Here is a 25,809-nt window from a genome sequence, read left to right as displayed (position 1 = left end):
ATTCGGAGCTTATTCTTCATGGCCATGCCCACCATCAAGCATGTGCGTGCGTTCACCGTTCGCGGCGGCGGCGCGGATTATCACGATCAGGACGACGGACACTGGATCGACGACCACATCGCCACGCCGATGTCGCGTTACCCGGAATACCGTCAGAGCCGGCGGTCGTTCGGCATCAACGTCCTCGGTACGCTCGTGGTCGAGATCGAAGCGAGCGACGGCAGTGTGGGCTTCGCGGTCACGACGGGCGGCGAAATCGGCGCGTTCATCGTCGAAAGGCATCTCGCGCGTTTCCTCGAGGGCCGGTGTGTGACCGACATCGAGACGATGTGGGACCAGATGTATTACGCGACGCTCTACTATGGGCGCAAGGGCGTCGTGCTCAACACGATCTCCGGCGTCGATCTCGCGTTGTGGGATCTGCTCGGCAAGGTGCGTGGCGAACCCGTCTATCAGCTGCTCGGCGGCCCGGTACGCGACGAGCTGATGTTCTACGCCACCGGCGCTCGCCCGGATCTCGCGAAGCAGATGGGCTTCATCGGCGGCAAGATGCCGTTGCAGCACGGTCCGGCCGAGAACGAGGAAGGACTCAGGAAGAACCTGGAGAAACTCGCCGACATGCGCAACCGCGTCGGCGACGACTTCTGGCTGATGTTCGACTGCTGGATGAGCCTCGACGTGCGCTATGCGACGCGCCTCGCCAACGCCGCCCATGAATACGGTCTGAAGTGGATCGAAGAATGCCTGCCGCCCGACGACTACTGGGGCTATGCGGAACTGCGGCGCAACGTTCCGCGCGGCATGATGGTGTCGACGGGCGAGCATGAGGCGACCCGGTGGGGCTTCCGCATGCTGCTCGAAATGGGATGTTGCGACCTGATCCAGCCGGACGTCGGCTGGTGCGGCGGGATTACCGAGCTCATCAAGATTTCGGCGCTGGCGGACGCGCACAACGTGATGGTGGTACCGCACGGCTCATCGGTGTACAGCTACCATTTCGTCGTGACGCGCCACAATTCGCCGTTCGCGGAGTTCCTGATGATGGCACCGAACGCGGACGAAGTCGTACCGATGTTCACGCCGCTGTTGCTCGACGAACCGGTTCCGGTCAACGGGCGGATGAAGGTGCCGGACCGGCCGGGATTCGGCGTGCGGCTCAATCCGGAGTGCGCGCTGGTTCGTCCATACACGCATTGAACGCAACGAGGAGAAACAAGGTGCTGCTCGAAGACAAGGTCGTCATCGTCACTGGGGGCTCGCGGGGCATCGGCCGGGCTATCGCCGTCGCCAGCGCGCGTGAAGGCGCGGACGTGGTCGTCAATTACTGGGGCGACAACGACGCGTCGTATGGGCGGCGCTCCGCCATTGCCGAAGTCGTCGCCGAAGTCGAGCGCGCAGGTCGTCGCGCGATCGCGATCGAGGGCAACGTCGCGCTGCCGCAAACCGGCATCGACCTGGTTCGCCACGCGGTCGACGCGTTCGGCAAGGTCGACGTGCTGGCCAGCAACGCCGGCATCTGTCCGTTTCACGCGTTTCTCGACATGCCTCCGTCGGTCCTGGAGCGCACGATCGGCGTCAACCTGAACGGTGCGTTCTATGTGACGCAGGCGGTCGCACGTCAGATGAAGGAGCAGGGAACCGGCGGCGCGATCGTCGCAACCAGTTCGATCAGCGCACTCGTGGGCGGCGGCATGCAGACGCATTACACGCCGACGAAGGCGGGCGTGCACTCGTTGATGCAGTCGTGCGCGATCGCGCTCGGCCCGTACGGTATTCGCTGCAATTCCGTGATGCCGGGGACGATCGCGACCGATCTGAACGCAGCGGATCTCGAGGACGAAGACAAGCGGCGCTATTTCGAGAAACGCATCCCGCTCGGCAGGCTGGGGCAGCCCGAGGACGTTGCCGATTGCGTGGTGTTCCTCGCGTCCGACCGTGCACGCTATGTGACGGGTGCCGCGCTACTGGTCGATGGCGGGATGTTCGTGAACCTGCAGTGAGCGAAGGGCCGCCTTCGGGGCCCGCGTGATCAGTTCGCGATCGGCTGCGAGAAGCGGCGAAGCAGGGCAATGAAGTGAACCGCCGGCTCGGACAGCGGTTCCTCCTTGCGTGTGAGGATCCCGTAGCCGGGCAGGCTCTTGCCGATCTCGATCGGCAGTGCGACGAGCAGCTTTGCGCGCACGTGGTCGCGGACGACCGATTCGGGAAGCATTGCGACGGCATCGTACGTGCCGACGAGCTGCAGGGTGGCGAAGATCGAGCCGCATTCCGTGATGTTGGCCGGCGTCGACAGATTCGCGCGGGCAAGCTCCTCTTCCAGGATGGCGCGCGCGGGGCTCGTGACCGGCTGCGCGATCCAGGGCCATGCGACGAGCTCGTCGAGCGACACGCGGGACACGTCGGCGAGCGGGTGTCGGGGGCGCACGACGAGCACGAGCGTCTCGCGTGCGAGCGGCTCGAAGCTGAAGTCGTTGTGCTGGAGCGATGCGGTCAGTCGGCCAAGTGCAAGGTCGACATCGCGTCGGTAGAGGAGCTGAACGATCTGATCGCTGGTTTCGCCCAGGATCCGCATGTTGAGGAGCGGGCGCTCGGTTTTCAGCGTGGCGACGGCGAGTGCCAGTACGTCGGGTGCGGCGCCCATGATCGCGCCGACCGTGAGCTGGCCGTGCCCGCCGCGGCGCTTTGCGTCCAGATCCTCGGCGAAGCGGGTCAGGTCGGACAGTGCGCGGCGAGCGTAGGTGAGCACGACCTCTCCCAGCGCGGTAGGAGACATGCCGCGGGCGTTGCGCTCGAACAGCCGGAAACCGAATGCGTCCTCGATATCGCCCAGCATGCGGCTCGCGCTCGGTTGCGCGACGTTGATCTCGTCCGCAGCCTGATGGAGGTTGCGCGTGTCGTCGAGCGCCACGAGGAGCGCGAGGTGCTTGAACTTCAGGCGGTTGATGAGAGAGACGGTGGCGTCGTGCGGACTCATGTGAGGAATGCGATTCGGTTTGTGGATCGCCCAATCACGAATACGGATTGGTTTGTTATCGGTGGCGGAATTATAGTCGCTGCCATACGCCGCTGGCGCACGAAAAACGGCATGACACGACGGAGATTCAAACATGGAGACGATCGCCTTCCGGATGGTGCTGAACCCCGGGCAGAGCGAGGAGTACAGGCGACGCCACCGGGAGATCTGGCCCGAGCTGGTCGACACGCTTCACGAGGCCGGCATTCGCGACTACTGGATTTTTCTCGACGATGCGACGAACCATCTGTTTGCCGTGCTGAAGCGCGAGCGCGATCACCGGATGGACCAGCTCGTGACCGACGACGTGATGCGCAAATGGTGGGGCTTCATGTCCGACATCATGGCCACCGGTTCGGACGGCGCACCGGCACAGAAACCGCTGGTCCCGATGTTCTATCTTCCCTGACCCGCACACGGAGAAGCAGCATGCAAGTTATCGATCCCCATGTGCATTTCTGGTCGCCCGGTACGCACCACTACCCGTGGCTCGAGAATCCGGAAACGTCGTTCGTCGGCGATGCGCTGCTGTTGAAGCACGATTACCTGCCCGATGATCTGTTGAGCGAGGCGGGCGAGATCGAGATCGTGAAGATCGTGCACGTCGAGGCCAATCACGATCCGGCCGACCCGGTCGAGGAGACGCGCTGGCTGCAGGCGCTCGCCGATGCAGGCGACGGCCGTGCTGCCGGATGGCCGAACGGCATCGTCGCTGCGGCGGATCTGAGCGCATCCGACGTAGAGGCAACGCTGGCCGGACATGCTGCGTTCGCAAACATACGCGGTATTCGCCAGATCCTCAACGTGCATGACAACCCGCTGTACGGCTATGTTCAACGGCATTACCTGCGTGATCCGGTCTGGCGGAAAAACTTCGGACTGCTTGCGCGATACGGCCTGTCGTTCGACTTGCAGCTCTACCCATCGCAGATGGACGAGGCGGCGCAGCTGGCGCGGATGTACCCGGACATCCAGATCGTGCTGAATCACGCCGGAATGTTCGTCGACCGTGACAGCCCCGCCGGCTATCGCGCATGGCGCGAGGGTCTGAAAACGCTGGCCGCGTGCCCGAACGTGGCTGTCAAGGTCAGCGGGCTGGCGATGTTCGATCATCACTGGACCGTGGAAAGCCTGCGTCCGTATGTGCTCGAGACGCTGGATACCTTCGGCATCGAGCGTGCGATGTTCGCGTCGAACTTTCCGGTCGACAGGCTGTTCGGCTCGTACGACGCGTTGTGGCAAGCCTACGCGCGCATCGTCGCAGGCGCGAGCGATGACGAGCGCCGGCAATTGTTCGTCGCCAACGCCGAGCGCATCTATCGAATCTAGCGGTGACGGCGGCCGCCGCAACACGTGACGGCCGCACAACGACAATATCGACGGAGACAACAGTGCAGACATCCTCAAGCGGCACGGCCGTGCCGCGGCTGGCGCTCAGCGGCGCCAGCAAGTCGTTCGGCGCGGTGCGCGCGCTGATCGACGGCAACCTCGCGATGATGCCGGGCGAAGTGCACGCGCTGCTCGGCGAAAACGGCGCAGGCAAATCGACCCTCGTGAAGATTCTCGCGGGCGTCCATGCGCCCGACACGGGCACGCTGACCATCGACGGAGCCGAGCGGCGATTTTCGTCGCCGGCCGATGCGCGCGATGCCGGCATCGCGGTGATTTATCAGGAGCCGACGCTTTTCTTCGATCTGTCGATCGCGGAAAACATCTACATGGGACGGCAGCCCGTCGACCGGTTCGGGCGCATCGATTACGACACGATGCACCGGGAAGTGGCCGAGTTGCTCGTATCGCTGGGCGTGAACCTGAAACCGCAGCAGCTGGTGCGCGGCCTGTCGATTGCGGACCAGCAGGTCATCGAGATCGCGAAGGCGCTGTCGGTCGACGCAAACGTGCTGATCATGGACGAGCCCACCGCGGCGCTGTCGCTTCCCGAAGTCGAGCGACTGTTCGCGATCGTGCGGACGCTGCGCGAGCGGGGCGCGGCGATCCTGTTCATCACGCACCGTCTGGAGGAAGTGTTCGCGTTGACGCAGCACCTGACGATCATGCGGGACGGCGCGAAGGTTTTCGACGCGCGCACGTCGGACATGACCACGGCCGACATCGTCGCGAAGATGGTGGGGCGCGATCTGGAGACGTTCTATCCGAAAGCGCAGGTCGAGCCGGGCGACGTGAAGCTGGCGGTGCGGGGACTCACGCGCACCGGCGTGTTCAAGGACGTGTCGTTCGATGTGCGCGCCGGTGAAATCGTCGCGCTGGCCGGCCTGGTGGGTGCCGGCCGCAGCGAGGTGGCGCGCGCGATCTTCGGCATCGACCCGCTCGATTCGGGCGAGATCCGCGTGGCGGGCAAGGTGCTCGCGCCCGGTCAACCCGGGCGGGCGATCAAGGCCGGGCTCGCGATGGTTCCGGAAGACCGGCGTCAGCAAGGACTCGCACTGGAACTCAGCATCGCGCGCAACGCATCGATGACGGTGCTCGGCCGCCTGACACGGTACGGTTTGATCTCCGCTGCGCGTGAAGTGGTGCTCGCGCATGAGTGGGGAGCGCGCTTGCGCCTGAAGGCGAGCGCCCTGACGTTGCCGGTCGGCACATTGTCTGGCGGCAATCAGCAGAAGGTGGTGCTCGGCAAGTGGCTGGCGACGGGGCCGAAGGTGCTGATCATCGACGAGCCGACGCGAGGCATCGATGTCGGCGCGAAGGCGGAAGTGTATGGGGCGCTGTCGGAGCTGGTCAGGGACGGCATGGCGGTACTGATGATTTCGAGCGAACTGCCGGAAGTGCTCGGCATGGCCGACCGCGTGCTCGTGATGCACGAAGGTCGCATCAGCGCGGAGATTCCGCGTGCGTTCGCGACCGAAGAGCGAATCATGCGGGCCGCGCTCGGGCAAGACGATATCGAACTGGGACGGGCGGCATGACAAGCGGAACGAATACGATGAATCGAACAGGGCGCCTCCCGAGGCGTGGGACACTGGCTGGCGGATTGTCTGCGGTCATGAGGCGCCGCGAGGCGACATTGTTCGTCGTCCTGGTGGCGCTGGTCGCATGCACGGCACTTGCCCGGCCGCAGTTTCTCAGCATGCAGAACCTGCGGGACGTGCTGCTGAACGTGTCGATCGTCGGTCTGCTGACCGCAGGCATGACGGTCGTGATGCTGATGCGGCACATCGACCTGTCGATCGGCTCGGTGGTCGGCATCAGCGCGTATGGCGTCGGTGCCCTTTATGTCGCGTATCCGGCCATGCCGGTACCGGTCGCGCTGGCGGCGGGGCTCGCCATCGGACTGGCGGCAGGTGCGATCAATGCCGGTCTGGTCGCCATCGGCCGCGTCCCGTCATTGGTCGCGACGCTGTCGACGCTCTACATCTTTCGTGGTGCAGACTATGCGTGGGTCCACGGCGGTCAGATCAACGCCACGAGCCTGCCCGATGCGTTCTCGCGGCTTGCAACCGGCTCGGTCCTGGGCATTCCGGTCCTGGCGCTGGTTGCCGCCGCCGTCCTTGCCGGATTGTCGATCTATCTGAAGCAGTTTCGCGGCGGGCGCGAGCATTACGCGATCGGTTCCAATCCGGAGGCGGCGCGGCTGGCCGGCATACGGGTCGATCGGCGAGTCATGACCGGCTTCATGATCTCCGGCGCGATCGCGGGCTTCGCCGGCGCACTTTGGCTCGCACGCTTCGGCACGGTCGATGCCAGTACGGGCAAGGGCATCGAACTCCAGGTGGTCGCGGCAGCTGTGGTCGGCAGCGTGGCCATCAATGGCGGCGTCGGCACGATCCTGGGCGCGACGCTTGGCGCGGTCGTGCTCGGTGTCATCAGCATCGCGCTCGCGGTGCTTCACGTCTCGCCGTTCTGGGAGCAGGCGATCCAGGGCGCACTGATCGTGGTGGCCGTCGCCGCCGATACGCTGCTCGCCCGCTCCATTGCAAAACGCATGATGAGGAAACGCGACCATGGTTAATCGATCCACGGCGGTTTCGGCCCGCCGATCCGCCACTGCCCTGAGCTGGGAAGTCCTGCTGGCCGTCATACTCGCAGCGTCGCTGGTGATGGCACGCGTGCTGTCGCCGGTCTTTCTCGACGTGGCCAACTTGACCAACATCCTGCTCGACATCACCGAAATCTCGCTGATGGCGCTGACGATGACGCTGATTGTCGTGACGGGCGAGATCGACCTGTCGGTCGCGTCGATCCTCGGTGCATCGAGCGCGCTGATGGGTGGGCTCTGGCATCTCGGCCTGCCGATGCCGGTCGTCATCATTCTGGTGCTCGCTGGCGGTGCGCTTGCCGGGTTCTTCAATGGCTGGGTGATCGTCCGCTTCGGGCTGCCATCGCTGGCGGTGACCATCGGTACGCTCGCGCTGTTTCGCGGCCTTGCATACGTGCTGCTCGGCGACCAGGCGATTGCGGATTTCCCGGCGGCTTACACGTCGTTCGGGATGAGCACGATAGGCGCGACATTCATTCCCGACCCATTCGTCATCGTCATCGTCGCTGCCGTGCTGTTTACCGTTTTGCTGCAGGCGACGGCATTGGGTCGCAGCCTGTATGCGATTGGATCCAACAACCAGGCGGCCGCTTTTTCGGGCATCGATGTCAAGAAGACGAAGCTGAAGCTGTTCGTGTTGTCGGGGGTGATGAGCGCGATCGCGGGCATCGTCTACACGCTCCGCTTTACGAGCGCGCGCGGCGACAACGGCGAGGGGTTCGAATTGGCTGTCATCGCTGCCGTGTTGTTCGGCGGCGTGAGTATCTTCGGCGGACGCGGCTCGTTGTACGGCGTGTTGCTGTCGCTGCTGATTATCGGTGTCCTGAAGAACGCGCTCACGCTCGTCGACGTCTCGAGCGAGACCTTGACGATCGTCACCGGCGTGTTGCTGCTGTCTTCCGTTCTGATTCCGAATCTCGTCGCAGGCTGGCGGGCACGCAGAGCGCGACGCGCGATCGCACATTGAACGGCACCGTGTGCCGAGTGTGAACCCAACGCATATCAACAACGCCGGGCGGGCGGCCCGGCGATTCATAGGAGACGTAGCATGATCAAGACACTGCGCATTGCGACGACCGTCGCGGTTTGCGGCCTGTTGTTCGGAGTCGGGGGTGTCGCCGGTGCAACCGGCGTGAAGGACGGCCTGAAGATCGCGTTCGTGCCGAAGCAGATCAACAACCCGTACGAGGTCATTGCCGACGAAGGCGGGATGGCGGCCATCAAGGAGTTCAAGGGTGACGGAAAGGTGGTCGGCCCTTCGGACGCGGGCGCGTCGTCGCAGGTTCAGTATGTCAATACGCTGATTACGCAGCGACAGAATGCGATCGTGATCGCGGCAAACGATCCCAATGCGGTCGTGCCGTATCTGAAGCGCGCGATGTCGCAGGGCATCAAGGTCGTCACGTTCGATTCCGACACGGCGGCGGATGGCCGCAATGTTTTCGTCAACCAGGCCAACGCCGAGAGTATCGGCCGCGGGCAGATCCAGCTCGTCGCGAAGCTGATGGGCGGGGAGGGCGAGTTCGCGATTCTGTCGGCAACGCCGAATGCCACCAACCAGAACACCTGGATCAAATGGATGCAGGAGGAATTGAAGAAGCCGGAATACGCGAAGATGAAGCTCGTCAAGATCGCATATGGCAATGACGACGACCAGAAGTCGTTTGTCGAAACCCAGGGCTTGCTGCAGGCCTACCCGAACCTGAAGGCGATCGTGTCGCCGACCTCGGTCGGTATCGCCGCCGCCGCACGCTATATCTCGACGTCGTCGAGCAAGGGCAAGGTGGCGGTGACGGGGCTCGGCACGCCGAACCAGATGCGAGCCTTCGTGAAGAACGGCACGGTCAAGGCGTTCCAGCTCTGGGATCCGGGCCAATTGGGCTACCTCGCCGCCTATGCTGCCGCCAATCTCGCATCGGGTGCGATCTCCGGCAAGGAAGGCGAGAGTTTCGAGGCCGGCAAGCTTGGCAAGCGCACGATCGGCAAGAGCGGAGAAGTGATCCTCGGGCCGCCCACGACGTTCGATGCGTCCAACATCGATCAATTCAACTTCTGATCCCAAGCTCCGCGACCCCGCCTGATGTCGGGCGGGGTGTCCCGCGGGACACGGCTCACGCATCCCGTGTTGCGCATTCGCGGCCACGCCGCGCACGTCGCGACCCGGTCCCGCGCATTCAACGCAGCATCTTCGAACTATCAATCAAATATGAACAGACAGGCGCTGTTTCAAGGCATGCGCGGATGGGTCGTTGCCGTGTCGGTCTGGGTATTCGGACCCGCGTGCGTGATGGCGCAAACCACCGATGGCGAGTTGATTCGTCCGGTTCGCGTCATCAGCACGGCGGGTAACGTGGCCAACGCCGACGCGTTGACCACGGGCGGCTCGACGACATTGACGATGGCGCCGGGCGGTCCGTCTCCGACCATCACGCTGGACTACGGGCGAGTGGTCGGTGGTCTGCCGGTGTTCCTGGTGAACTCGGTGTCCGGGCGTCCCGCGCTGCAGGCGGTCTATGCGGAAGCCCAACAGTACCTCGGCGCGAATGGAGACGGCTCCTATCCGGACGGCGCCGAGTTCAACGTATCTTTCGTCGGCAATGGCGGGGCGGTGAGCCTGTCGCGCGTGAACACGTATCGACCGAGCGGCCCAGGGCTGATCGTGAGTCGCCTGGTTCAGGGCGGAGAGCGCTTTCAGGTCATCCGGCTGACCCAGCCGGGCAGCGTGACGCTGTCTCGCGTGGGTATCCGTCCGCTCGTCCCCGCACCCCAAAAGCGCGCCGGCTATTTCACGTCCAGCGATCCGGCGTTGAACGAGATTTGGGATCTGGGGGCGCGCACGGTCGAGCTGGGTACGGTTCCGGCACGCAGCTTGCCGCCTACCTGGACCGTGACGCCCCAAGGTCTGGTCGTCAGGGACAGCACATTCTCGATCTACCAGGCCGGGACGAAATGGACCGGCTACACCGCGGAGTTCGACGTCCAGGTGCTGGAGAACGAGGCTGGCTGGATGGTCGGCGCGAGTCCGAGCGGCGGATTCAGGCTGGTACTTGCCGCGAGCGACGATGCTATCGGGACCCCGAATACGCTTCGGCTCACGCATCCTTTCGTGGCGGGCACGCTGGCCCAGGTCGCGTTGCCGTTCGAACTCAAGCGTGGCACGTGGCATCACGTGAAGACCGTGGCAGGAAGCGCCGTGCAGGTTTATGTGGACGACCGGCTCGTGCTCGACGCACCCATACCTTCACCGGGCTCATTCGGCTTCGCGGGATACGACGGCAGCGCAGGGCTGTTCCGCAACCTGAAGATTACCGGCGCAGGCGGTACGTTGCTCGATGCGAAGCTGACGGATCCGGCTGTCCTCGACGCCTTCGCCGCGGGAACGAACCGCTTTGCCGCGATTCTCGACGGTGCGAAGCGTGACCGGTACGTGTGGAGTGGCGACCTGGCCGTGAGCGCGCCCACGATTTACTACTCGACCGGTGCGACCGACGCCGTTGCCGGCTCCCTGGGGCTGGCTGCCGCCTATCAGCGATCGAACGGCATGTTCCCCGGCGATCTTCCGCCGCAACTGGCAGCCGGCGTGGCGCGCGCGGATGCAATGCCCGATGCGTACTATTACTCGCTGTCCTATTCGATCTATTTCCTGACGACCTTGTACGACTATTACCTGTACACGGGCGATCTCGACTTCGTGCGTTCGAATTGGGCAGCAGTGCGCCGTTCGTTCGACTATTTGCGCGGTCTGACCAATGCGAATGGCCTGATCGTGACGGATGCGTCGAATTCAGCGGACTGGCACCCGCACGATGCGTCGAAGTTGACCGGGACGGTGACGGAGTTCAACACCCTGTATTACGGTGCGCTGCGTGGCGGGGCGAAGCTCGCCGCGGCCGTGGCCGACCTTGGCGCCCAGCGCGACTACGATGCGCAGGCAGCCCGCGTGCGTGGGGCGGTCAACACGACGCTCTACGATTCCGGTAGCGGTCTGTACGTCATCAGCGACCAGATTCGCGGTCCGGTCGCCCAGGATGCAAATGCATTGGCGGTGCTTTACGGTATTGCGCCGCGGGACAGGTGGGCGACGATTCTCGGCAAGATGCGCACTGCGCTTTCCACCGTCAACGGTCCGCTCGCATTTTCGCCTGATTACCGGACGCCGCCGCTTCTCAGCCAGATCATCAGCCCGTTCGTTTCCAGTTTCGACGTTGCCGCGCGGTTTGAAGCCGGCGATGCGGGAGGCGCACTGTCGATCATTCGCACCGTATGGGGGCATATGCGAGCCGGCAGTCCTTACTACAGCGGTGCGACCTGGGAAGCGATCGCGCCTGACGGCACGCCCGTTCCGCCTGCCGACGCCGGCAACACCTACGCAAGCCTCGCGCACGGCTGGTCGTCAGGGCCGACGTCGGCATTGTCGAAATACGTACTCGGTGTGCGGCCACTCTCGGCCGGCTATCGATCGTGGCTCGTCGAACCCCAGCCGGGCGATGTGCGCTGGGCGCGGGGGAGGGTGCCGACGCCTTACGGCGGGATCGAAGTCGAGTGGCGGACTTCGGGAGTCGACTTCGAACTGACGGTCGTCGTGCCGCCTGGCACGACCGGGGCGGTTGGCGTTCCTGTTGGAGAGGGGCGTCGCACGATGGTCGTCAACGGGCGCACCGTGCAAGCCGACGTGTCGTCTGGCGGCCCGCAAGGCGTCAATCGTCGGAGCGGCTATGCTTATCTCGGCAATTTACGGGCTGGACGCTACCGAATTTTGGTGGGCAAACCTGGCTGAACCAGGATCGGCTCCGGGACGCGTGACGCCTCGCAAAAGTGCCGTGCGTCCGAAGTGAGGTCGCTTGCCTGGTCGATGGATCGATACGGTGACGTTGCAACATGCCGCTCGGCGGAGGATGCCCGGTTGGGCACCTCCACATTCCCGAAGGCGTAGATCGGATTTCTAGAATGCTGGCGAGTCGCCCAAACAGGGGCTTACTGGTGAGCAGCAACCGTGCGGTACTACCTCACTCTCCCTGCACCCGAAAATCAAGGCGATCACTCGGAGCATGTGTTCTTGCCGACGATTTTTTATCCAGAGCCCGCAGGTGCTCTGGCGCTTCTTTCCCAGCTTCAGATGACGCGGCCGGCCGTCTGCCAGGGCGGTTCAGACGAAAGCGGAGCGGCGGTCAGCGGGCATCGATGGATGACGGCCGTCATCCATCGTTCGGAAAATTGCACTTACTTCCGCATGCTCGCGACAATGGCCTCGGCCGCCCGGATCACCGGAAGATCGACCATGCGGCCGTCCAGGTTGAACACCGCTCCGCCGTGCTTCCCGGCTTCGTCGATCACGCGGCGTGCCCACGCCTGTTCGGTGTCCGAATAACCCATCGCGTCGTTCACGACGGCGACCTGCGTCGGGTGAATGCACAGCTTGCCGCCGAAGCCGAACGCGCGTGCGCGCCGGGCGTCGGCCGCGAGCTGCACGGCATCGTCGGTGCGAACGGTCACGCCGTCGATCGGCGCGGGTAGCCGGGCACGGCGCGACGCGGCCACGAGCGCATTGCGTGCAAAGGCCAGTTCCGGCTCGTCGGGCGACGCGCGCATGCCGAGGTCGAGCTGGAAATCCAGGTGGCCGAATGCCAGGCGCACGACCTGCGGATCGCGCGCCAGCGCATCCGCTGCATCGAGCCCGGCCAGCGACTCGATCAGCGCGACGATGCACGCTTCATCACCGAGCTGCGCGGCGACGGCGCGCAGCGCGTCCGGGTCTTCCGACTTCGGCAGCATCACGGCAACGCGTTGCGGCATCCAGTCGCGCAGCAGCGCGATATCCGCGTCGTGCCACGGCGTACCGACGGCGTTCACGCGCACGACGGTGCGCGAGCGCTGTGCCGAAGTCAGCCGCGGCAGGTGCTGCGCGAGTCGCGCGCGTGCGTCGTCCTTGCTGTCGATGCCGACCGCATCCTCGAGGTCGACGACGATGCAGTCGGCGCCCGAATCGAGCGCCTTCGCAAAGCGTTCGGGCCGGGTGGCCGGCACGAACAGGAGACTGCGGGCGTGCTGGACGGGGAGAGAGACCGTGGACATGGCTCAGATCGCGCCGGCGGCACGCAATTGTTCGATATCGGCATCGGTGCGCCCGAGCGCGCGGAGAATGGTCGTGGTGTGTTCGCCGAGCGCCGGCACCGGGGCCATGCGCACGTCGAAGCTGTCGAGCGTGGCGGGCGGCAGCAGCGCCTGCAGTTCGCCGGCGGGCGAATCGACGGTGCGAAACCGCTGGCGCGCATGCAGTTGCGGGTGCGCCCACAGATCGCCCACCTGGTTGACGGCTGCATTGGCGATCTGCGCGTCGTCCAGGCGTGCAATGACTTCCTGCGCGGTGAGGCCGGCAAATGCCGCTTCGATCACGGCCTTCAGTTCGGTGCGGTGTTCCGAGCGGCGCACGTTGGCGTCGAAGCGCGGGTCGGTCGCCAGCGCCGGGTCGCGCAGCACGGCATCGCAGAACACCTTCCACTCGCGCTCGTTCTGCAGGCCCAGCATCACCACGCGGCCGTCGCCGGCCGTGAACGGGCCGTACGGATAGATGGTCGCGTGCGCCGCGCCGCTGCGGCCCGGCTGCTGCTGGCCGTCATACGCGTAGTACATCGGGAAGCCCATCCACTCGCCGAGCGCTTCGAGCATCGAGATTTCGACGTGCGAGCCTTCGCCCGTGAGGCCGCGCTGCAGCAGCGCGCTGAGTATGCCCGTGTACGCATACATGCCGGCCGCGATGTCCGCGATCGACACGCCGGCCTTGCAGGGCTCGTCGGGCGTACCGGTAATCGACAGGAACGCGGCCTCGCTCTGGATCAGCAGGTCGTAGGCTTTCTTGTCGCGATAGGGGCCGTCGCTGCCATAGCCGGAGATGTCGCAGACGACGAGGCGCGGGTATCGCGCGTGCAGCGCGTCGAACGACAGGCCCATGCGCGCGGCCGCGCCGGGCGCCAGGTTCTGCACGAGCACGTCGGCCTGGGCCACGAGTTCGCCGAGCACGTCCTGCGCGGCGGGCTGCTTCAGGTTGAGCGTCAGGCTTTCCTTCGACCGGTTGGTCCAGACGAAATGCGACGCGAGGCCGCGGGTCCGTTGATCGTAGGCGCGCGCGAAATCGCCGACACCCGGGCGCTCCACCTTGATCACGCGCGCGCCGAGGTCGGCGAGCTGGCGCGTGCAGAAGGGGGCGGCGATCGCATGTTCGAGCGCGACGACGGTCATTCCGCTCAGGGGGCCTTTGCGTGCTTGCATGGTCAGTAGGAACGGGGAAGTTCCAGCACGTGCTCGGCCACATGCCCGAGAATCATGTTGGTGGAGATCGGTGCGACCTGGTACAGGCGTGTTTCGCGGAACTTGCGCTCCACGTCGTATTCGCATGCGAAGCCGAAGCCGCCATGCGTCTGCAGGCACGCGTTGGCGGCCTCCCAGCTCGCCTTCGCGGCCAGGTACTTGGCCATGTTGGCCTCGACCGCCGCGTTCCGGCGCGCATCGATCTTCTCGCACGCGCGCCAGCGCATCAGGTTCGCCGCTTCCAGCTCGATGAACGACTCGGCCAGCGGAAACTGGATCCCCTGGTTCTGCCCGATCGGGCGGCCGAACACCTTGCGCTCGACCGCGTAGTCGCGCGCCTTCTCCAGGAACCAGTAGCCGTCGCCGATGCACTCGGCCGCGATCAGCGTGCGCTCTGCGTTCAGGCCGTCGAAGATCACCTTCAGCCCCTTGCCTTCGGTGCCCAGCAACGCGTCTTCCGGCAGCTCCATGTCGTCGAAGAACAATTCGTTGGTCTCGTGATTGACCATGTTGGGGATCGGCCGCACCGTGAGGCCGTTGCCGATTGCCTGGTCCAGCTCGACGATGAAACACGACAGGCCCTCGCTCTTCTTCTGCACCCGGTCCAGCGGCGTGGTGCGCGCGAGCAGGATCAGCAGGTCGCTGTGCTGGACGCGCGAGATCCATACCTTCTGGCCGTTGACGACCCAACGGCCGTCTTTCTTCACGGCCGTGGTCTGGAGCCTGGTCGTGTCGCTGCCGGTGGTCGGCTCGGTCACGCCCATCGACTGCACACGCAGTTCGCCCGACGCGATGCGCGGCAGATAGCGCTGCTTCTGCGCATCCGTACCGCTGAACACGATCGTGTTCATCACGTACATCTGGCCGTGGCACGCGCCCGAGTTGCCGCCGGAGCGGTTGATCTCCTCCATGATGACGGATGCCTCGGCCATCGACAGGCCGGGGCCGCCGTATTCCTGCGGAATCAGCGCGGCGAGCCAGCCGGCCCGCGTGAGGGCGTCGACGAATGCCTCGGGATACCCGCGGGCCTCGTCGATCCTGCGGTGGTATTCGGCCGGAAACTGGTTGCACAGGCCGCGCACCGCGTCGCGGATGGCCTGGTGCTGGTCGGGGGCGGAAAAAACGGAAGCGCTCATCAATCCTGTCTCGTCACTGGCATCGTCGCGGTCCATAATAAGTTTTGATGGATTCGCCAAAAAATAGAATTTTTTGATCGATGGATCAGTTTTCGGTATCGAGGACCCTGCGATGGATCTGAAGCAACTGCGCGCGTTCGTCACCGTCGCGGAAACCGGCAACGTCACGCGCGCGTCGAGCCTGCTGAATCTCGTGCAGCCCGCTGTGTCGCGCCAGTTGCGCCTGCTCGAGGAAGACATGGGCACCGAGCTGTTCGACCGCAGCCGTAACGGGATGCAGCTCACGCCGTCGGGCAAGACGATGCTCGAATACGCGCGGCGCATCCTCAACGAAGTGGCGCGCGCCAAGGCCGAGATCCAGCCGACCGACGGTCCCGTCGCGGGCATCGTGAGCATCGGTCTGCTGGCCAGCACGTCGGATCTGCTGGCCACGCGGCTGGCGGGCGAGGTCGCGCGACGCTATCCGCACATCCGCCTGCGGCTCACGATCGGCTACGCGGGGCACCTGCAGGACTGGCTCGAAGCCGGCGACGTGGATGCCGCGCTGCTGTACGGGCAGAAGGAAACGCCTGCGCTGCACGTCAAGGCGCTGATCGAGGAAAGCCTGTGGGCCGTGGCAGCACCGTCGGCGCGTCTGGCGCGCAAGCGGCCAGTCGCGCTGTCGCGCGTCGCGAACGAGGCGTTCATCCTGCCGTCCGCGCCGCAGGGCCTGCGTGCGGCGATCGAGCACGCGGCGGCCGAGGCCGACGTGACGTTGCGGGTGGTGGCCGAAACCAATGCGCTGAGCGTGCAGAAGGAACTGGTCGCGCAAGGTCACGGGTGGACGATCCTGCCGGCCGTCGCCGTCACGCAGGAGATCGAGCAGCGCACGCTGAGCGCGGCGCCGCTCGCGCCGCCGGGGCTGCGGCGCACGATCGTGCTGGCGGCGCCCAGCAGCCGGCAGGCCACCGCGCCGGTTCGTTGCGTGGTCGGCGTGCTGCTCGACTGCGTGAAGACCACGTTCGAACAGGGCCACTGGCCCGACGCGCGCTGGCTCGGCTAGGGCTGCCGGACACACCGCGGCGGGCGTGTCCGGCAACTTTTTACGCGTCTTTCAGCCAGGGCATTTCCACGGGCGACACGACCAGTTGCCGGAATTCGCGCTTCAGGTCGAAGATGAACCCGACCAGGATCATCGAGTCGGCGTAAGGAATCGGAAAGACATGCGGATTTTCCGGCGTACGCAGCGGGCGCTCGGCGGTATCCGCCGTCGCCGCGGCATTCTCGCGAACGCTTTCCAGTTCGTCTGCCATGGCCGGGCCGGCACCTTTCAGCACACGGCTGCGCAGGTCGCTATAGGGCTCGATGCGCGCAGCGTCTTCGTGGTATTCGGGCACTTCGTATACGAACCAGGACATTTTCGTCTCCCATCACAAGGGGCGCTATTCTAACGCCGCGCGAGGGTTCACCGAAAATCGGCCGCGTCGTGCGATGGCCGCGGTCGCTGCGATGGAGTGCTAATCGTTCGCCATGAGATGGCTGATGATCAGCGCCGGATCCGCGATGTCCAGGATCAGCCGGCGAAAGATGCGCTTTCGCATGTGTTCTTCGTCGAGCATCCAGGGTTCGCCCTTTTTGCCGAGATAGTGTGCGAGCGCATCCTCGCTGGCCGCGTTGGCGGGAAGATCGAGGCGGGCGCACAGCAGCCCTGCCACGACATCGTCGATCTCGATGTCGAGCGGCTTCGAATCAATGTGAAGGACGAGTTTCATGTCGATTCCGGGCAAAAAGCGGCGCCGCATGCCGTATGCGTGCGTGCGGCGCCGAACGTGTCGCGCCGGCCGCGACTGTTTGGCCGGCGCATGCACGAACCGCTGCGAGGTCAGTACTCGAGCTCCGGTGTCGCAGGTTGCGCGGCCTTCTCGTCCTTGGGCGCATCGGCAACCGACGCGTCGGTCGTGAGGACCAGGCCGGCGATCGACGCGGCGTTTTGCAGTGCGGTGCGCGTCACCTTGGTGGGATCGACGACGCCGGCTTCGACGAGATCGCCGAACTCGCCGGTGGCGGCGTTGTAGCCGAAGTTGCCCGTGCCTTCCAGTACCTTCGCGATGACGACCGAGGGCTCGTCTCCGGCATTCGACGCGATCACGCGCAGCGGTGCCTCGAGCGCGCGCAGCACGATACGGATACCCGCGTCCTGGTCGCTGTTGGCGCCTTTCAGGCCCGTTATCGTCGAACGTGCGCGCAGCAGTGCTACGCCGCCGCCCGGCACGATGCCTTCCTCGACCGCCGCGCGCGTGGCGTGCAGCGCGTCGTCCACGCGGTCCTTCTTCTCTTTCATCTCGACCTCGGTCGCTGCCCCGACCTTGATGACGGCCACACCGCCCGCGAGTTTCGCGACGCGTTCCTGCAGCTTCTCGCGATCGTAGTCGCTCGTGGCTTCGTCGATCTGCGTGCGGATGGACTTCACGCGCGCTTCGATGCGCTGCGCGTCGCCCGCGCCGTCGATGATGATCGTGTCGTCCTTGCGCACCTCGACGCGCTTGGCCTGCCCCAGATCCTCGAGGGTCGCCTTTTGCAGCTGCTTGCCGGTCTCCTCCGAGATGACGGTCGCGCCGGTCAGGATGGCGATATCCTCCAGCATCGCCTTGCGACGGTCGCCGAAACCGGGTGCCTTGACGGCCGCGACCTTCAGGATGCCGCGCATCGCGTTCACCACGAGCGTGGCCAGCGCTTCGCCGTCGATGTCTTCCGCCACGATCAGCAGCGGCTTGCCTGCCTTGGAGGTCGCTTCGAGGACCGGCAGCAGATCCCGGATGTTCGAGATCTTCTTGTCGTGCAGCAGGATCAGCGCGTCATCCAGATACGCGGCCTGCTTCTCGGGATCGTTGATGAAGTAGGGGCTGACGTAACCGCGGTCGAACTGCATCCCCTCGACGACATCCAGTTCGTTGTCGAGCGACTTGCCGTCCTCGACCGTGATGACCCCTTCCTTGCCGACCTTCTCCATCGCATCCGCGATGATCTTGCCGATCGCTTCGTCGGCGTTCGCCGAGATCGAACCGACCTGCGCGATCTCCCTGTTCGTGGAAATCGGCTTCGACAGTTTGCGAAGCTCGTCGAGCACGGCGGCCACGGCCTTGTCGATGCCGCGCTTGAGGTCCATCGGATTCACGCCGGCGGCGACATGCTTCATGCCTTCCTGCACGATCGCCTGCGCGAGCACGGTGGCCGTGGTGGTGCCGTCGCCTGCCACGTCCGCAGTCTTCGACGCGACCTGCTTGACGATCTGCGCGCCCATGTTTTCAAAGCGGTCCTTCAGCTCGATTTCCTTCGCGACCGACACGCCGTCCTTCGTGATGGTCGGTGCGCCAAAGCTGCGCTCGATCAACACGTTGCGGCCTTTCGGCCCGAGCGTGACCTTCACGGCATCGGCAAGCAGGTTCACGCCCTTGACGATATGGGCACGGGCGCCGTCGTGGAATTTGACGTCTTTTGCACTCATGGTGTTGCTCCGGATAGTAGTCGTTGACTCGGCGCGTCGCGAACGACCGGCAGGTGTTCGCGACCGGCTCGGGATCTCAGGCGGCCTTGCGGGCGGCGCCGGTATCGGCTTCGAGCACGCCCATCACGTCTTCTTCGCGCATGACGAGCAGTTCCTCGCCATCGACCTTGACGGTCTTGCCCGCGTACTTGCCGAAGAGAACCTGGTCACCGACTTTCAACTGGAGCGCGCGCTGCGTTCCATCCTGGAGCAGCCGGCCGCTGCCGACCGCGACGACTTCGCCTTGTTCGGGTTTTTCTGCGGCCGAGTCGGGAATCACGATGCCCGAGGCCGTCGTCCGCTGCGTCTCGATTCGCTTGACGATAACCCGGTCGTAGAGGGGACGAATCTGCATTCTCATCTCCTGAGCGATTGAAGGTTCACGAAAAAGGAATCCGGCTGCCAGCCGTCGCGACGTGCGTGTCGCCGCCGGGCAGCCGCACCACTGTCTGGCGGAAACCGAAATAGAGGCGTCTGCCGCTCGCTTCAAGAGGGCGTAAAAACACCAATATGTAACAAAATGTTTCAGCTTGAGGCCTATCGAAAAGGATCATGAGGACTCCCCGGCGACATGCCGAACGGCATCTTGAAATTTTCGTTTCTTGCGCTATGTTAGGGATCGCCAAGGCAGTCGCATCAAGCGCTGCGTGTTTCGATTTGTTTGTCGGCGGGGTTTCCCCACGGGCAGGCGGACTGGAGCGCGTGGTTCCGTTCGTCTCTCGTGAAGGGCCCCGGTTTCAAGGAGCCAGTCATGAGCGAACTCTTCTTCGGCACCGATCTGCTGGGCGAATTCGATCGCCTGCAACGGCAGATGGCCAGCCTCTTTGCGGCGTATCCCGCCAGTCTGCGCGCCACGCGCAGCGAAACTTTTCCCGCGGTGAACATCGGCAGCACCGACGAAAGCATCGAGATCGTCGCGTTCGCGCCGGGGCTCGATCCGGCCGCGATCGACGTCTCGATCGACAAGGGGTTGCTGACGATCAGCGGCGAGCGCAAGCCGCCCGAGTCGAACGAGGACGACGAAGCGCGCGTCTACGCGAGCGAACGCTTCATGGGCGCGTTCCGGCGGGTGATCGAATTGCCGCAGCATGCCGATCCGGACAAGGTCGATGCGCGCTATGTGAACGGTTGCCTGACCATCAGCGTCGGGCGCTCCGAGGCATCGAAGCCGCGCGCCATTGCCGTCCAGTGAAAGTCGATCCAGGCACGAAACGAACGGAGGACATCATGAACGACAGCACCGAACTGACGAAGCGCGGGGCCGCCACCGGCGTGGCCGGCCGCGCCGAAGGGACGCCCGCGAAGCAAGTCACGCGGGTCGCGCCCGCCGTCGACGTATTCGAGGACAACCGCGGCATCACGCTGTATGCGGACCTGCCGGGCGTACCGCGCGAAAAGCTCGACGTGCGGGTGCAGGACGGCAACCTGACGGTGGAAGCCGAAGCGGTCATTCCGACACCTTCCGGACTGCGGCTTCAGCATGGGGAAGTTCGCCATCCTCACTTCTGGCGTGCGTTCAGCATCAGCCCGGACTTCGACGTCTCGCGCATCGATGCGCAGTTGCGCGACGGGGTCCTCAAGCTGACCGTTCCGCGCCGCGAGGAGGCGAAGCCGCGCCGCATCCAGGTGAACGTTGAATAGACGGCCGGCGCGGTGGGGGGCGGGGAAAACGATGCGCCAGGTGCGACCCGCGCTGTTTCGGTTCCATTGCTGACAGGAGGTGGACATGCTCAGTCCGCACGAATTTGCGACCCTGATGCTGGTCCGCCAGGCGCCGGACCAGATCGACATGAAGCGCGCCGAACTCGATGCGCTGCTCGAGCGCCAACTGGTCATGCTCGAGCATGGCGCGTCGGGCCGGCGCCAGGCCCACCTGACGCACAAGGGACGATTGCTGCTCGACGCACTCGATCCGGACAGCGCGCTTTACCAGGCGAGAATGCGCAAGGCGGGCGGGGACGTGGGCTGCAGCGTTCCGCTCGCCGGGGCGGTTAACCCCGTGGTGGACGGCTTTGCGCTGGGATGAGGTGTGCGGGTCCGGCGATCGAAGCAGCGTATCCATCGCGTTGGCGGCGGGTTCGGTTCGTCAGGCCTCTCGACGCATCCCGTCGAGACGGCCACCCAGCCAGACTGCCGAGGGCAGCAACACGGCCCAACCGCAACCGAGCAGCACCCACGCGGCGGGGCTCGCGGCGGTGGTCATCGTTGCCCGTTCCGCCGTCAACGTGCGGTGTCGCCGAGCAACTGGCGGCGCAACGATTGTGCACGGGTGCGCGGATCGAGCCAGATGTCGAAGAAGGCGCGCGCGAAGACCGGATCGGCGATGTCGGCCGTGAGGCGGCCGTTCGCGTAGAAGCGCGCGCCCTGATCGGGCAGATAGACGCCGCACAGCACGTCTCCGCGCGCGACGTCGGTGAATGCCCGCGCGATGTCGGCGCGCCACGCGTCGCGGGTCGCCGCGGGCAACGGCGCGGTTGCAAGGCGCTCGATTTCGGCCATGCCGGCCGCGACGAGCCGCGCGCCGCTCACGTCGTGGCGGTACGTGAGCGAAAGTGCGAACGGTGTGTCGAATGCCGCGGGCGACCGCTGCGCCCACAGTTGCGCGTCGTACAGACAGACGCCGAATACGCAGAACTGCCCGGCCCCGATCATCCGTGCCGACGCGACGTCGTCAACGCAGCGCGCGCCGGCCTCCGGCACCGCGGAAAACGCCGCAGCCAGCGCGAGGATCGCAGCCCGGCCAATCATGTTCATGTCAGCGCGCCGATGACACGACGAAATGCATCACGTCCGTGCGCCGCTCGGCGAACCCTGCCTCGCAATAAGCGAGGTAAAGCCGCCACGTGCGGATGAAGGTCTCGTCGAACCCCAGTGCGCGTACGGCGTCGACGTGATCCTCGAACGCCGCCCGCCATGCGCGCAACGTGCGCGCATAGTCGAGTCCGAACGCGAGCACCGGCTCGGCGGCGAGACCCGCGCGGCGCGCCGCGTCGACGAAGCGCTCGGCGCTCGGCAGCATGCCGCCCGGAAAGACGAACTCGCGGATGAAGTCGCTCGACGCGCGGTACGCTTCGAACTGCGACTCGGCGATCGTGATCGACTGGATCAGCGCGCGCGCGCCCGCTTTCAGGCGCTGCCCGAGTGTGTCGAAATACACGGGCCAGAAGGCTTCGCCGACGGCCTCGAACATTTCGATCGACACGATCGCATCGTATTTCCCATCGATGTCGCGGTAGTCGCGCAACTCGACCGTCACGCGATCGGACAGCCCCGCGTGCGCGATGCGCTCGACCGCCAGCGCGTACTGCGCCTGCGAGATCGTCAGCGCATGCACGCGGATGCCCTGGCGTGCAGCATGCATCGCGAAGCCGCCCCATCCGCAGCCGATCTCGAGCACGTGCATGCCGGCGCGCAATCCGAGCGACTCGACGATCCGCTGGTACTTCGCCGCCTGCGCATCGGCGAGCGAACGTGTGTCGTCGTCGTCGAAGCAGGCGCTGGAATACGTCCACGTGTCGTCGAGCCACAGCCCGTAGAAGCGGTTGCCGAGATCGTAATGCGCGTGGATGTTGCGGCGGCTGCCGGCGCGCGTATTCATTCGCAGCCGGTGGCGCAGCGCGTACCAGAGACGGGCGAGCCGGCCGCCCGTCACCGTCTGCGCGATCGCCGGCTCGTTGCGGATCGCCAGACGCAGCAGCGCGACGAGGTCGGGGGTGTCGACCTGGCACGCGCGATACGCTTCCGCAAACCCGATGTCGCCTGCGCGCAGGATCGCGCGGCACGCGCGCCAGTCGCGGATCTGCAGCGTCGCGGCCGGCTGGCGATGCGGATCGCCGAATACGTGTTGCGCGCCATCGGGCGTCACGAGTGTCAGGTGCCCGTGACGCAGCCGCCGCAGCAACGCGACGAACAGCCGGGGCGCGAGCGACATCGCCGGTTGCGATGCGCCCGAGAGCAGACGCGGCAGGGTCATGGGCGGACCTCGTGATCGGACATCGCCGGACGACATGGCGATGCGGCCTGCGCCGGCGGGGGCAAGGTCGCATCGGCGGCGCGTGCCCGGGAGGGCGGCATCCTGCCGTGGAACGGCACGCGCTTGAGCCAGAGCCGCAGCGCCTGCCAATGGATGCGAACGACGACGTCGAGCGCGCCCAGCGGCTGCCGGGCGAGCGCGCGCCACGCGCCCGCCGCGGTCAGCGGCTGGGCCCGCATGCCGAGCGCGGTCCGCAGCAGCAGGCCGTCGTCGTCGCAGTAGTCGATCGCGACGAACAGGCGGTCGCCGCTCTGCTGCACGCGAAACATGTAATGTCCGACGACGTCGCAGAACGGCGATACGTGGAACGTCTTGCGGCACACGAGCACGGTGCCGCCGCCGATCGGCGCGTGGCGCGGCGCGCTCAGCAGATAGCCGTGGTGTGCGCCGAACGTGTTGCGCACGTCGGCGTACAGCGCACGCAGCCGGCACGCGCGGTCGTAGCAGTACCAGAAGCTCACGGGATTGAACGCGTGGCCGAACAGGCGCGGAATGGTCTGCAGCCAGATCGGGCCGTCGGCGGGAATGCCGGCTTCGGCGAGGCGGCCACGCATCCACGGCGCGAGCGGCTGGCCGTCGCGCGGGCCGTAGTCGCGCGAAACGAGCGCGAGCGGCCGCCAGCGATCGACGCCGAACCAGGCGCTGTCGATCTCGCCGAGCCGCTCGACGTCGCAACAGACCTGGAAGAGCGGATAGCTGAATGTGTGGTGCATGGGCCGCAGCCGTTCGTGCATCACGTGCCCGACGAGAAGCTGCGCGGCACCGCCGTCGTTCGCGAAAGGCGCGTTCATGGCTTGGCCCACGCCGGCTTCACGCCGAAGTCGACGGCTACGCGCAGTGCGGATTTCACGCCGTCCTCATGAAAGCCATAACCCGTCCACGCGCCCGCGAACCACGTGCGGCGCCGCCCCTGCAGCATCGGCAGGCGTTGCTGCGCATCGACGGCGGCGAGATCGAGCAGCGGATGCTCGTAGTCGTAGCGGCCGAGCTGCGTGCCGGGCGCAGGCGCGTCGACCGGATTCAGTGTGACGACGACCGGCGTGCGGAAAGGCAGCGGCTGCAGCTGGTTGATCAGATAACTGACGCATACGGGCGATGCGCAGCCGGCAGCAGGCGCCGCGCCGCTGCTCAGATAGTTCCACGCGGACCACACGCGTCGGCGGCGCGGCAGCAATGCCGTATCGGTATGCAGCACCGCGACATTGCGCTGATAGCGGACGGCGCCCAGCACGCCGCGCTCGGCGTCGCTGGCGTCCGCGAGCAGCCGCAGGCTCGTCGGCGCATGACACGCGAGCACGACGGCGTCGAACCGCTCATGGCCGGTCGCGTCGGTCGCTACCGTGACGTCGTGTTCGTCACGACGAATGGCACGCACCGGCGTGTTCACGCGCACGTCGTCGAGCGTCGCGGCGATGCGCTCGACGTACTGTCGCGCACCGCCTGCCACCGTGCGCCATGGCGGACGGTCGTTGACCTGCAACAGCGCGTGGTTCAGGCAGAAGCGCAGGAACGTCACGGCCGGAAACCGCAGGATGTCGCCGGCCGCGCTCGACCAGATCGCGGCTGCCATCGGCAGCAGGTAGTGCTCCTGGAACGATGTGCCGTAGCCGCCCGACGCAAGCAGCTCGCCGACCGACAGACGCTGGCGGTGCGCCGTTTCGAGGTGATGCTGCGCGCAGGCGTTGAAGCGCAGGATGTCGCGCAGCATGCCGAGAAACGTCGGCGAAAACAGGTTGCGGCGTTGCGCGAACACCGTATTGAGATTGCGGCCGGCCCATTCGAGCCGGCCGCCGTCGACCGACACCGAGAACGACATGTCGCTCGGATGTGCGGCCACGCCGAGTTCGTCGAACAGCGCGATCAGGTTCGGATAGGTCCGGTCGTTGAAGACGAGGAACCCGGTATCGACCGGATGGCTCGCGCCGTCGAGTTCGACGTCGACGGTGTGCGTGTGACCGCCGAGGTAGTCGGCGGCTTCGAACAGCGTCACGCGGTGCCGGCGCGCCAGCAGGTAGGCGCTTGCAAGGCCGGCGATGCCAGCGCCGACGACGGCGATCCGCTGGCCGGGCAGCGACACTGAAAGTTCCGGGTGCATCGCGAAGGGTCTCCGTCAGGCGGGTGAGCGGTTTCGGGAATGGTCCTCATGAGATACGGAGCAAAGCGGGCGGCGGATGCACCGGACGCCCGTCAGTCGCGCTCGCCCGGCGATGCGAAGCCCGGTTGACCGATCTGCCCGGGTGTTTGCGGCACGCGCCTGAAGCGCGACGTGTCGTAGCCCATCGCGTCGAGCCGCGCGAGCAGCGAGCGGTACGTCGCGTCGTCCATCATCGGCTCGCGGGAGAAGATCCAGCCGAGCGTCTTGCCCGGGTAGCCGAGGATCGTGTAGCGGTAGCCGGGATCGACGTAGAGCGTGAGCTGCGTGACATACACCGGCCAGAACAGCCGCACGCGCCATTCACCGCCGCCGCTGCCGGGCTTTGCCGTGTCGACGAAGTGATAGCGCTTCTCGGGCCGGTCGAACGCGCCCTTGCGGCCGACGAACACGTCGTCGATCCGGCCGTCCTCGCGCAGTGTCCACTCGGCGCGGCTACCTACGTAGTCCCGTTCCGCGAAATACGGGATGTTGGCGATCACATACCAGCGGCCCATGTAGCGGGGCAGGTCGACGGGCACGCTCGACAGCGGCACGGCGGCGCGCGGATTCGGGTTCGGCGCATTGCCCGAGCAGCCCGCGGCGGCGGCGAGCGCAAGGCCCGACGCGAGCGTGACGGCGAGTCGGCGCATGGCCTGGAGCGGCATGAC

27 protein-coding genes are annotated in these 25,809 nt (G+C 65.7%); 13 read left to right on the top strand and 14 right to left on the bottom strand.

The window, feature by feature from the left end; translation table 11 throughout:
- Positions 1-18 precede the first annotated feature (18 nt).
- Positions 19-1,197, top strand: a complete 1,179-nt coding sequence (gene rhmD, locus U5798_RS01945) for an L-rhamnonate dehydratase (RefSeq protein WP_124448286.1) — start codon at positions 19-21, stop codon at positions 1,195-1,197.
- A 20-nt stretch (positions 1,198-1,217) separates the two neighbouring features.
- A complete protein-coding gene (locus tag U5798_RS01940; protein ID WP_012363568.1) occupies positions 1,218-2,000 on the top strand; it encodes an SDR family NAD(P)-dependent oxidoreductase in 783 nt (260 codons plus the stop codon).
- A gap of 29 nt (positions 2,001-2,029) precedes the next feature.
- Here the strand turns inward: U5798_RS01940 and U5798_RS01935 are convergent, their stop codons facing one another.
- On the bottom strand, positions 2,030-2,974 hold the full coding sequence (locus tag U5798_RS01935) for a LysR family transcriptional regulator (protein WP_124448835.1): 945 nt from the start codon (positions 2,972-2,974) through the stop codon (positions 2,030-2,032).
- Between the two features lie 133 nt (positions 2,975-3,107).
- On the opposite strand from U5798_RS01935, the gene rhaM reads away from it, so the two are divergent.
- The 7 genes from rhaM (at position 3,108) to U5798_RS01900 (ending at position 11,787) form a co-directional block, all read left to right on the top strand.
- A complete protein-coding gene (gene rhaM / locus U5798_RS01930) occupies positions 3,108-3,422 on the top strand; it encodes an L-rhamnose mutarotase (RefSeq protein ID WP_060210706.1) in 315 nt (104 codons plus the stop codon).
- Positions 3,423-3,442: 20 nt separating this feature from the next.
- Entirely contained in the window at positions 3,443-4,342 is a 900-nt protein-coding gene (locus U5798_RS01925) for an amidohydrolase family protein (protein ID WP_124448284.1), read from the top strand.
- A gap of 62 nt (positions 4,343-4,404) precedes the next feature.
- Positions 4,405-5,940 carry a sugar ABC transporter ATP-binding protein gene (locus U5798_RS01920; protein ID WP_322080995.1) on the top strand — a complete coding sequence of 512 codons (1,536 nt, stop codon included), beginning with the start codon at positions 4,405-4,407 and terminating at the stop codon, positions 5,938-5,940.
- 77 nt (positions 5,941-6,017) lie between these two features.
- Positions 6,018-6,983 (top strand): ABC transporter permease, encoded by a 966-nt coding sequence (locus U5798_RS01915; protein WP_409364411.1) that lies wholly within the window; start codon positions 6,018-6,020, stop codon positions 6,981-6,983.
- Positions 6,976-7,977, top strand: coding sequence for an ABC transporter permease (locus U5798_RS01910; RefSeq protein WP_124448280.1), 1,002 nt, complete (start codon positions 6,976-6,978; stop codon positions 7,975-7,977). Before U5798_RS01915 ends, U5798_RS01910 begins: the two co-directional genes overlap by 8 nt.
- 81 nt (positions 7,978-8,058) lie before the next feature.
- Entirely contained in the window at positions 8,059-9,066 is a 1,008-nt protein-coding gene (rhaS, locus tag U5798_RS01905; RefSeq protein WP_124448278.1) for a rhamnose ABC transporter substrate-binding protein, read from the top strand.
- 150 nt (positions 9,067-9,216) lie between these two features.
- A complete protein-coding gene (locus U5798_RS01900; RefSeq protein WP_185658108.1) occupies positions 9,217-11,787 on the top strand; it encodes an alpha-L-rhamnosidase C-terminal domain-containing protein in 2,571 nt (856 codons plus the stop codon).
- Positions 11,788-12,230: 443 nt separating this feature from the next.
- On the opposite strand, the gene U5798_RS01895 is transcribed toward U5798_RS01900, so the two are convergent.
- Genes U5798_RS01895 through U5798_RS01885 form a run of 3 tightly spaced genes read right to left on the bottom strand, consistent with a single transcriptional unit; the run spans position 12,231 to position 15,451 of the window.
- Positions 12,231-13,082 carry an HpcH/HpaI aldolase/citrate lyase family protein gene (locus tag U5798_RS01895; RefSeq protein WP_124448274.1) on the bottom strand — a complete coding sequence of 284 codons (852 nt, stop codon included), beginning with the start codon at positions 13,080-13,082 and terminating at the stop codon, positions 12,231-12,233.
- A 3-nt stretch (positions 13,083-13,085) separates the two neighbouring features.
- Positions 13,086-14,276, bottom strand: coding sequence for a CaiB/BaiF CoA transferase family protein (locus U5798_RS01890; RefSeq protein ID WP_124448272.1), 1,191 nt, complete (start codon positions 14,274-14,276; stop codon positions 13,086-13,088).
- 2 nt (positions 14,277-14,278) lie between these two features.
- Positions 14,279-15,451, bottom strand: coding sequence for an acyl-CoA dehydrogenase family protein (locus tag U5798_RS01885; protein ID WP_124448270.1), 1,173 nt, complete (start codon positions 15,449-15,451; stop codon positions 14,279-14,281).
- Between the two features lie 112 nt (positions 15,452-15,563).
- Here U5798_RS01885 and U5798_RS01880 point away from each other — a divergent pair, with 112 nt between their 5' ends.
- The gene (locus tag U5798_RS01880; protein WP_124448268.1) at positions 15,564-16,493 is read left to right on the top strand and encodes a LysR family transcriptional regulator; all 930 of its coding nucleotides are present in this window, start codon (positions 15,564-15,566) and stop codon (positions 16,491-16,493) included.
- A 40-nt stretch (positions 16,494-16,533) separates the two neighbouring features.
- Here the strand turns inward: U5798_RS01880 and U5798_RS01875 are convergent, their stop codons facing one another.
- The 5 genes from U5798_RS01875 to U5798_RS01855 form a co-directional block, all read right to left on the bottom strand.
- Entirely contained in the window at positions 16,534-16,848 is a 315-nt protein-coding gene (locus tag U5798_RS01875; RefSeq protein WP_124448266.1) for a helicase, read from the bottom strand.
- A 99-nt stretch (positions 16,849-16,947) separates the two neighbouring features.
- A complete protein-coding gene (locus tag U5798_RS01870; protein ID WP_124448257.1) occupies positions 16,948-17,202 on the bottom strand; it encodes a hypothetical protein in 255 nt (84 codons plus the stop codon).
- Between the two features lie 110 nt (positions 17,203-17,312).
- Positions 17,313-18,935: a chaperonin GroEL gene (groL, locus tag U5798_RS01865; RefSeq protein WP_322080994.1), complete on the bottom strand. Its 1,623-nt coding sequence runs from the start codon at positions 18,933-18,935 to the stop codon at positions 17,313-17,315.
- A gap of 76 nt (positions 18,936-19,011) precedes the next feature.
- Positions 19,012-19,329 (bottom strand): co-chaperone GroES, encoded by a 318-nt coding sequence (locus U5798_RS01860; RefSeq protein WP_322080993.1) that lies wholly within the window; start codon positions 19,327-19,329, stop codon positions 19,012-19,014.
- A 25-nt stretch (positions 19,330-19,354) separates the two neighbouring features.
- Positions 19,355-19,528, bottom strand: a complete 174-nt coding sequence (locus U5798_RS01855) for a hypothetical protein (RefSeq protein ID WP_322080992.1) — start codon at positions 19,526-19,528, stop codon at positions 19,355-19,357.
- Positions 19,529-19,725: 197 nt separating this feature from the next.
- Between U5798_RS01855 and U5798_RS01850 the strand changes: the two genes are divergently transcribed.
- From U5798_RS01850 to U5798_RS01840, 3 genes are all read left to right on the top strand, one after another.
- The gene (locus U5798_RS01850; RefSeq protein WP_322080991.1) at positions 19,726-20,166 is read left to right on the top strand and encodes an Hsp20/alpha crystallin family protein; all 441 of its coding nucleotides are present in this window, start codon (positions 19,726-19,728) and stop codon (positions 20,164-20,166) included.
- 35 nt (positions 20,167-20,201) lie between these two features.
- Positions 20,202-20,615, top strand: coding sequence for an Hsp20/alpha crystallin family protein (locus tag U5798_RS01845; protein WP_124448249.1), 414 nt, complete (start codon positions 20,202-20,204; stop codon positions 20,613-20,615).
- 85 nt (positions 20,616-20,700) lie between these two features.
- Entirely contained in the window at positions 20,701-21,000 is a 300-nt protein-coding gene (locus U5798_RS01840; protein ID WP_322080990.1) for a hypothetical protein, read from the top strand.
- Between the two features lie 194 nt (positions 21,001-21,194).
- On the opposite strand, the gene U5798_RS01835 is transcribed toward U5798_RS01840, so the two are convergent.
- The 5 genes from U5798_RS01835 to U5798_RS01815 all read right to left on the bottom strand — a co-directional run bounded on the left by U5798_RS01835 (position 21,195) and on the right by U5798_RS01815 (position 25,806).
- Positions 21,195-21,722, bottom strand: a complete 528-nt coding sequence (locus U5798_RS01835) for a chalcone isomerase family protein (protein ID WP_322081201.1) — start codon at positions 21,720-21,722, stop codon at positions 21,195-21,197.
- A gap of 7 nt (positions 21,723-21,729) precedes the next feature.
- Positions 21,730-22,947: a cyclopropane-fatty-acyl-phospholipid synthase family protein gene (locus U5798_RS01830; RefSeq protein WP_322080989.1), complete on the bottom strand. Its 1,218-nt coding sequence runs from the start codon at positions 22,945-22,947 to the stop codon at positions 21,730-21,732.
- On the bottom strand, positions 22,944-23,798 hold the full coding sequence (locus tag U5798_RS01825) for a DUF1365 domain-containing protein (protein WP_322080988.1): 855 nt from the start codon (positions 23,796-23,798) through the stop codon (positions 22,944-22,946). Before U5798_RS01825 ends, U5798_RS01830 begins: the two co-directional genes overlap by 4 nt.
- Positions 23,795-25,102, bottom strand: a complete 1,308-nt coding sequence (locus U5798_RS01820; protein WP_322080987.1) for an NAD(P)/FAD-dependent oxidoreductase — start codon at positions 25,100-25,102, stop codon at positions 23,795-23,797. Before U5798_RS01820 ends, U5798_RS01825 begins: the two co-directional genes overlap by 4 nt.
- 92 nt (positions 25,103-25,194) lie before the next feature.
- Positions 25,195-25,806, bottom strand: coding sequence for a lipocalin family protein (locus U5798_RS01815; RefSeq protein ID WP_322080986.1), 612 nt, complete (start codon positions 25,804-25,806; stop codon positions 25,195-25,197).
- Positions 25,807-25,809: the final 3 nt, after the last annotated feature.

Source organism: Burkholderia sp. BCC1972 (genome assembly GCF_905339605.1).
Classification (GTDB): Bacteria; Pseudomonadota; Gammaproteobacteria; order Burkholderiales; family Burkholderiaceae; genus Burkholderia.
This window is presented reverse-complemented; position numbering and strand designations above follow the sequence as displayed.

Coding starts and splice junctions, on each gene's coding strand:
- rhmD (WP_124448286.1), top strand. CDS start 19: ATGGCCATGCCCACCATCAAGCATGTGCGTGCGTTCACCGTTCGCGGC.
- U5798_RS01935 (WP_124448835.1), bottom strand. CDS start 2,974: ATGAGTCCGCACGACGCCACCGTCTCTCTCATCAACCGCCTGAAGTTC.
- rhaM (WP_060210706.1), top strand. CDS start 3,108: ATGGAGACGATCGCCTTCCGGATGGTGCTGAACCCCGGGCAGAGCGAG.
- U5798_RS01925 (WP_124448284.1), top strand. CDS start 3,443: ATGCAAGTTATCGATCCCCATGTGCATTTCTGGTCGCCCGGTACGCAC.
- U5798_RS01915 (WP_409364411.1), top strand. CDS start 6,018: ATGAGGCGCCGCGAGGCGACATTGTTCGTCGTCCTGGTGGCGCTGGTC.
- U5798_RS01910 (WP_124448280.1), top strand. CDS start 6,976: ATGGTTAATCGATCCACGGCGGTTTCGGCCCGCCGATCCGCCACTGCC.
- rhaS (WP_124448278.1), top strand. CDS start 8,059: ATGATCAAGACACTGCGCATTGCGACGACCGTCGCGGTTTGCGGCCTG.
- U5798_RS01900 (WP_185658108.1), top strand. CDS start 9,217: ATGAACAGACAGGCGCTGTTTCAAGGCATGCGCGGATGGGTCGTTGCC.
- U5798_RS01895 (WP_124448274.1), bottom strand. CDS start 13,082: ATGTCCACGGTCTCTCTCCCCGTCCAGCACGCCCGCAGTCTCCTGTTC.
- U5798_RS01890 (WP_124448272.1), bottom strand. CDS start 14,276: ATGCAAGCACGCAAAGGCCCCCTGAGCGGAATGACCGTCGTCGCGCTC.
- U5798_RS01885 (WP_124448270.1), bottom strand. CDS start 15,451: ATGAGCGCTTCCGTTTTTTCCGCCCCCGACCAGCACCAGGCCATCCGC.
- U5798_RS01880 (WP_124448268.1), top strand. CDS start 15,564: ATGGATCTGAAGCAACTGCGCGCGTTCGTCACCGTCGCGGAAACCGGC.
- U5798_RS01875 (WP_124448266.1), bottom strand. CDS start 16,848: ATGTCCTGGTTCGTATACGAAGTGCCCGAATACCACGAAGACGCTGCG.
- U5798_RS01870 (WP_124448257.1), bottom strand. CDS start 17,202: ATGAAACTCGTCCTTCACATTGATTCGAAGCCGCTCGACATCGAGATC.
- groL (WP_322080994.1), bottom strand. CDS start 18,935: ATGAGTGCAAAAGACGTCAAATTCCACGACGGCGCCCGTGCCCATATC.
- U5798_RS01860 (WP_322080993.1), bottom strand. CDS start 19,329: ATGCAGATTCGTCCCCTCTACGACCGGGTTATCGTCAAGCGAATCGAG.
- U5798_RS01855 (WP_322080992.1), bottom strand. CDS start 19,528: ATGATCCTTTTCGATAGGCCTCAAGCTGAAACATTTTGTTACATATTG.
- U5798_RS01850 (WP_322080991.1), top strand. CDS start 19,726: ATGAGCGAACTCTTCTTCGGCACCGATCTGCTGGGCGAATTCGATCGC.
- U5798_RS01845 (WP_124448249.1), top strand. CDS start 20,202: ATGAACGACAGCACCGAACTGACGAAGCGCGGGGCCGCCACCGGCGTG.
- U5798_RS01840 (WP_322080990.1), top strand. CDS start 20,701: ATGCTCAGTCCGCACGAATTTGCGACCCTGATGCTGGTCCGCCAGGCG.
- U5798_RS01835 (WP_322081201.1), bottom strand. CDS start 21,722: ATGATTGGCCGGGCTGCGATCCTCGCGCTGGCTGCGGCGTTTTCCGCG.
- U5798_RS01830 (WP_322080989.1), bottom strand. CDS start 22,947: ATGACCCTGCCGCGTCTGCTCTCGGGCGCATCGCAACCGGCGATGTCG.
- U5798_RS01825 (WP_322080988.1), bottom strand. CDS start 23,798: ATGAACGCGCCTTTCGCGAACGACGGCGGTGCCGCGCAGCTTCTCGTC.
- U5798_RS01820 (WP_322080987.1), bottom strand. CDS start 25,102: ATGCACCCGGAACTTTCAGTGTCGCTGCCCGGCCAGCGGATCGCCGTC.
- U5798_RS01815 (WP_322080986.1), bottom strand. CDS start 25,806: ATGCCGCTCCAGGCCATGCGCCGACTCGCCGTCACGCTCGCGTCGGGC.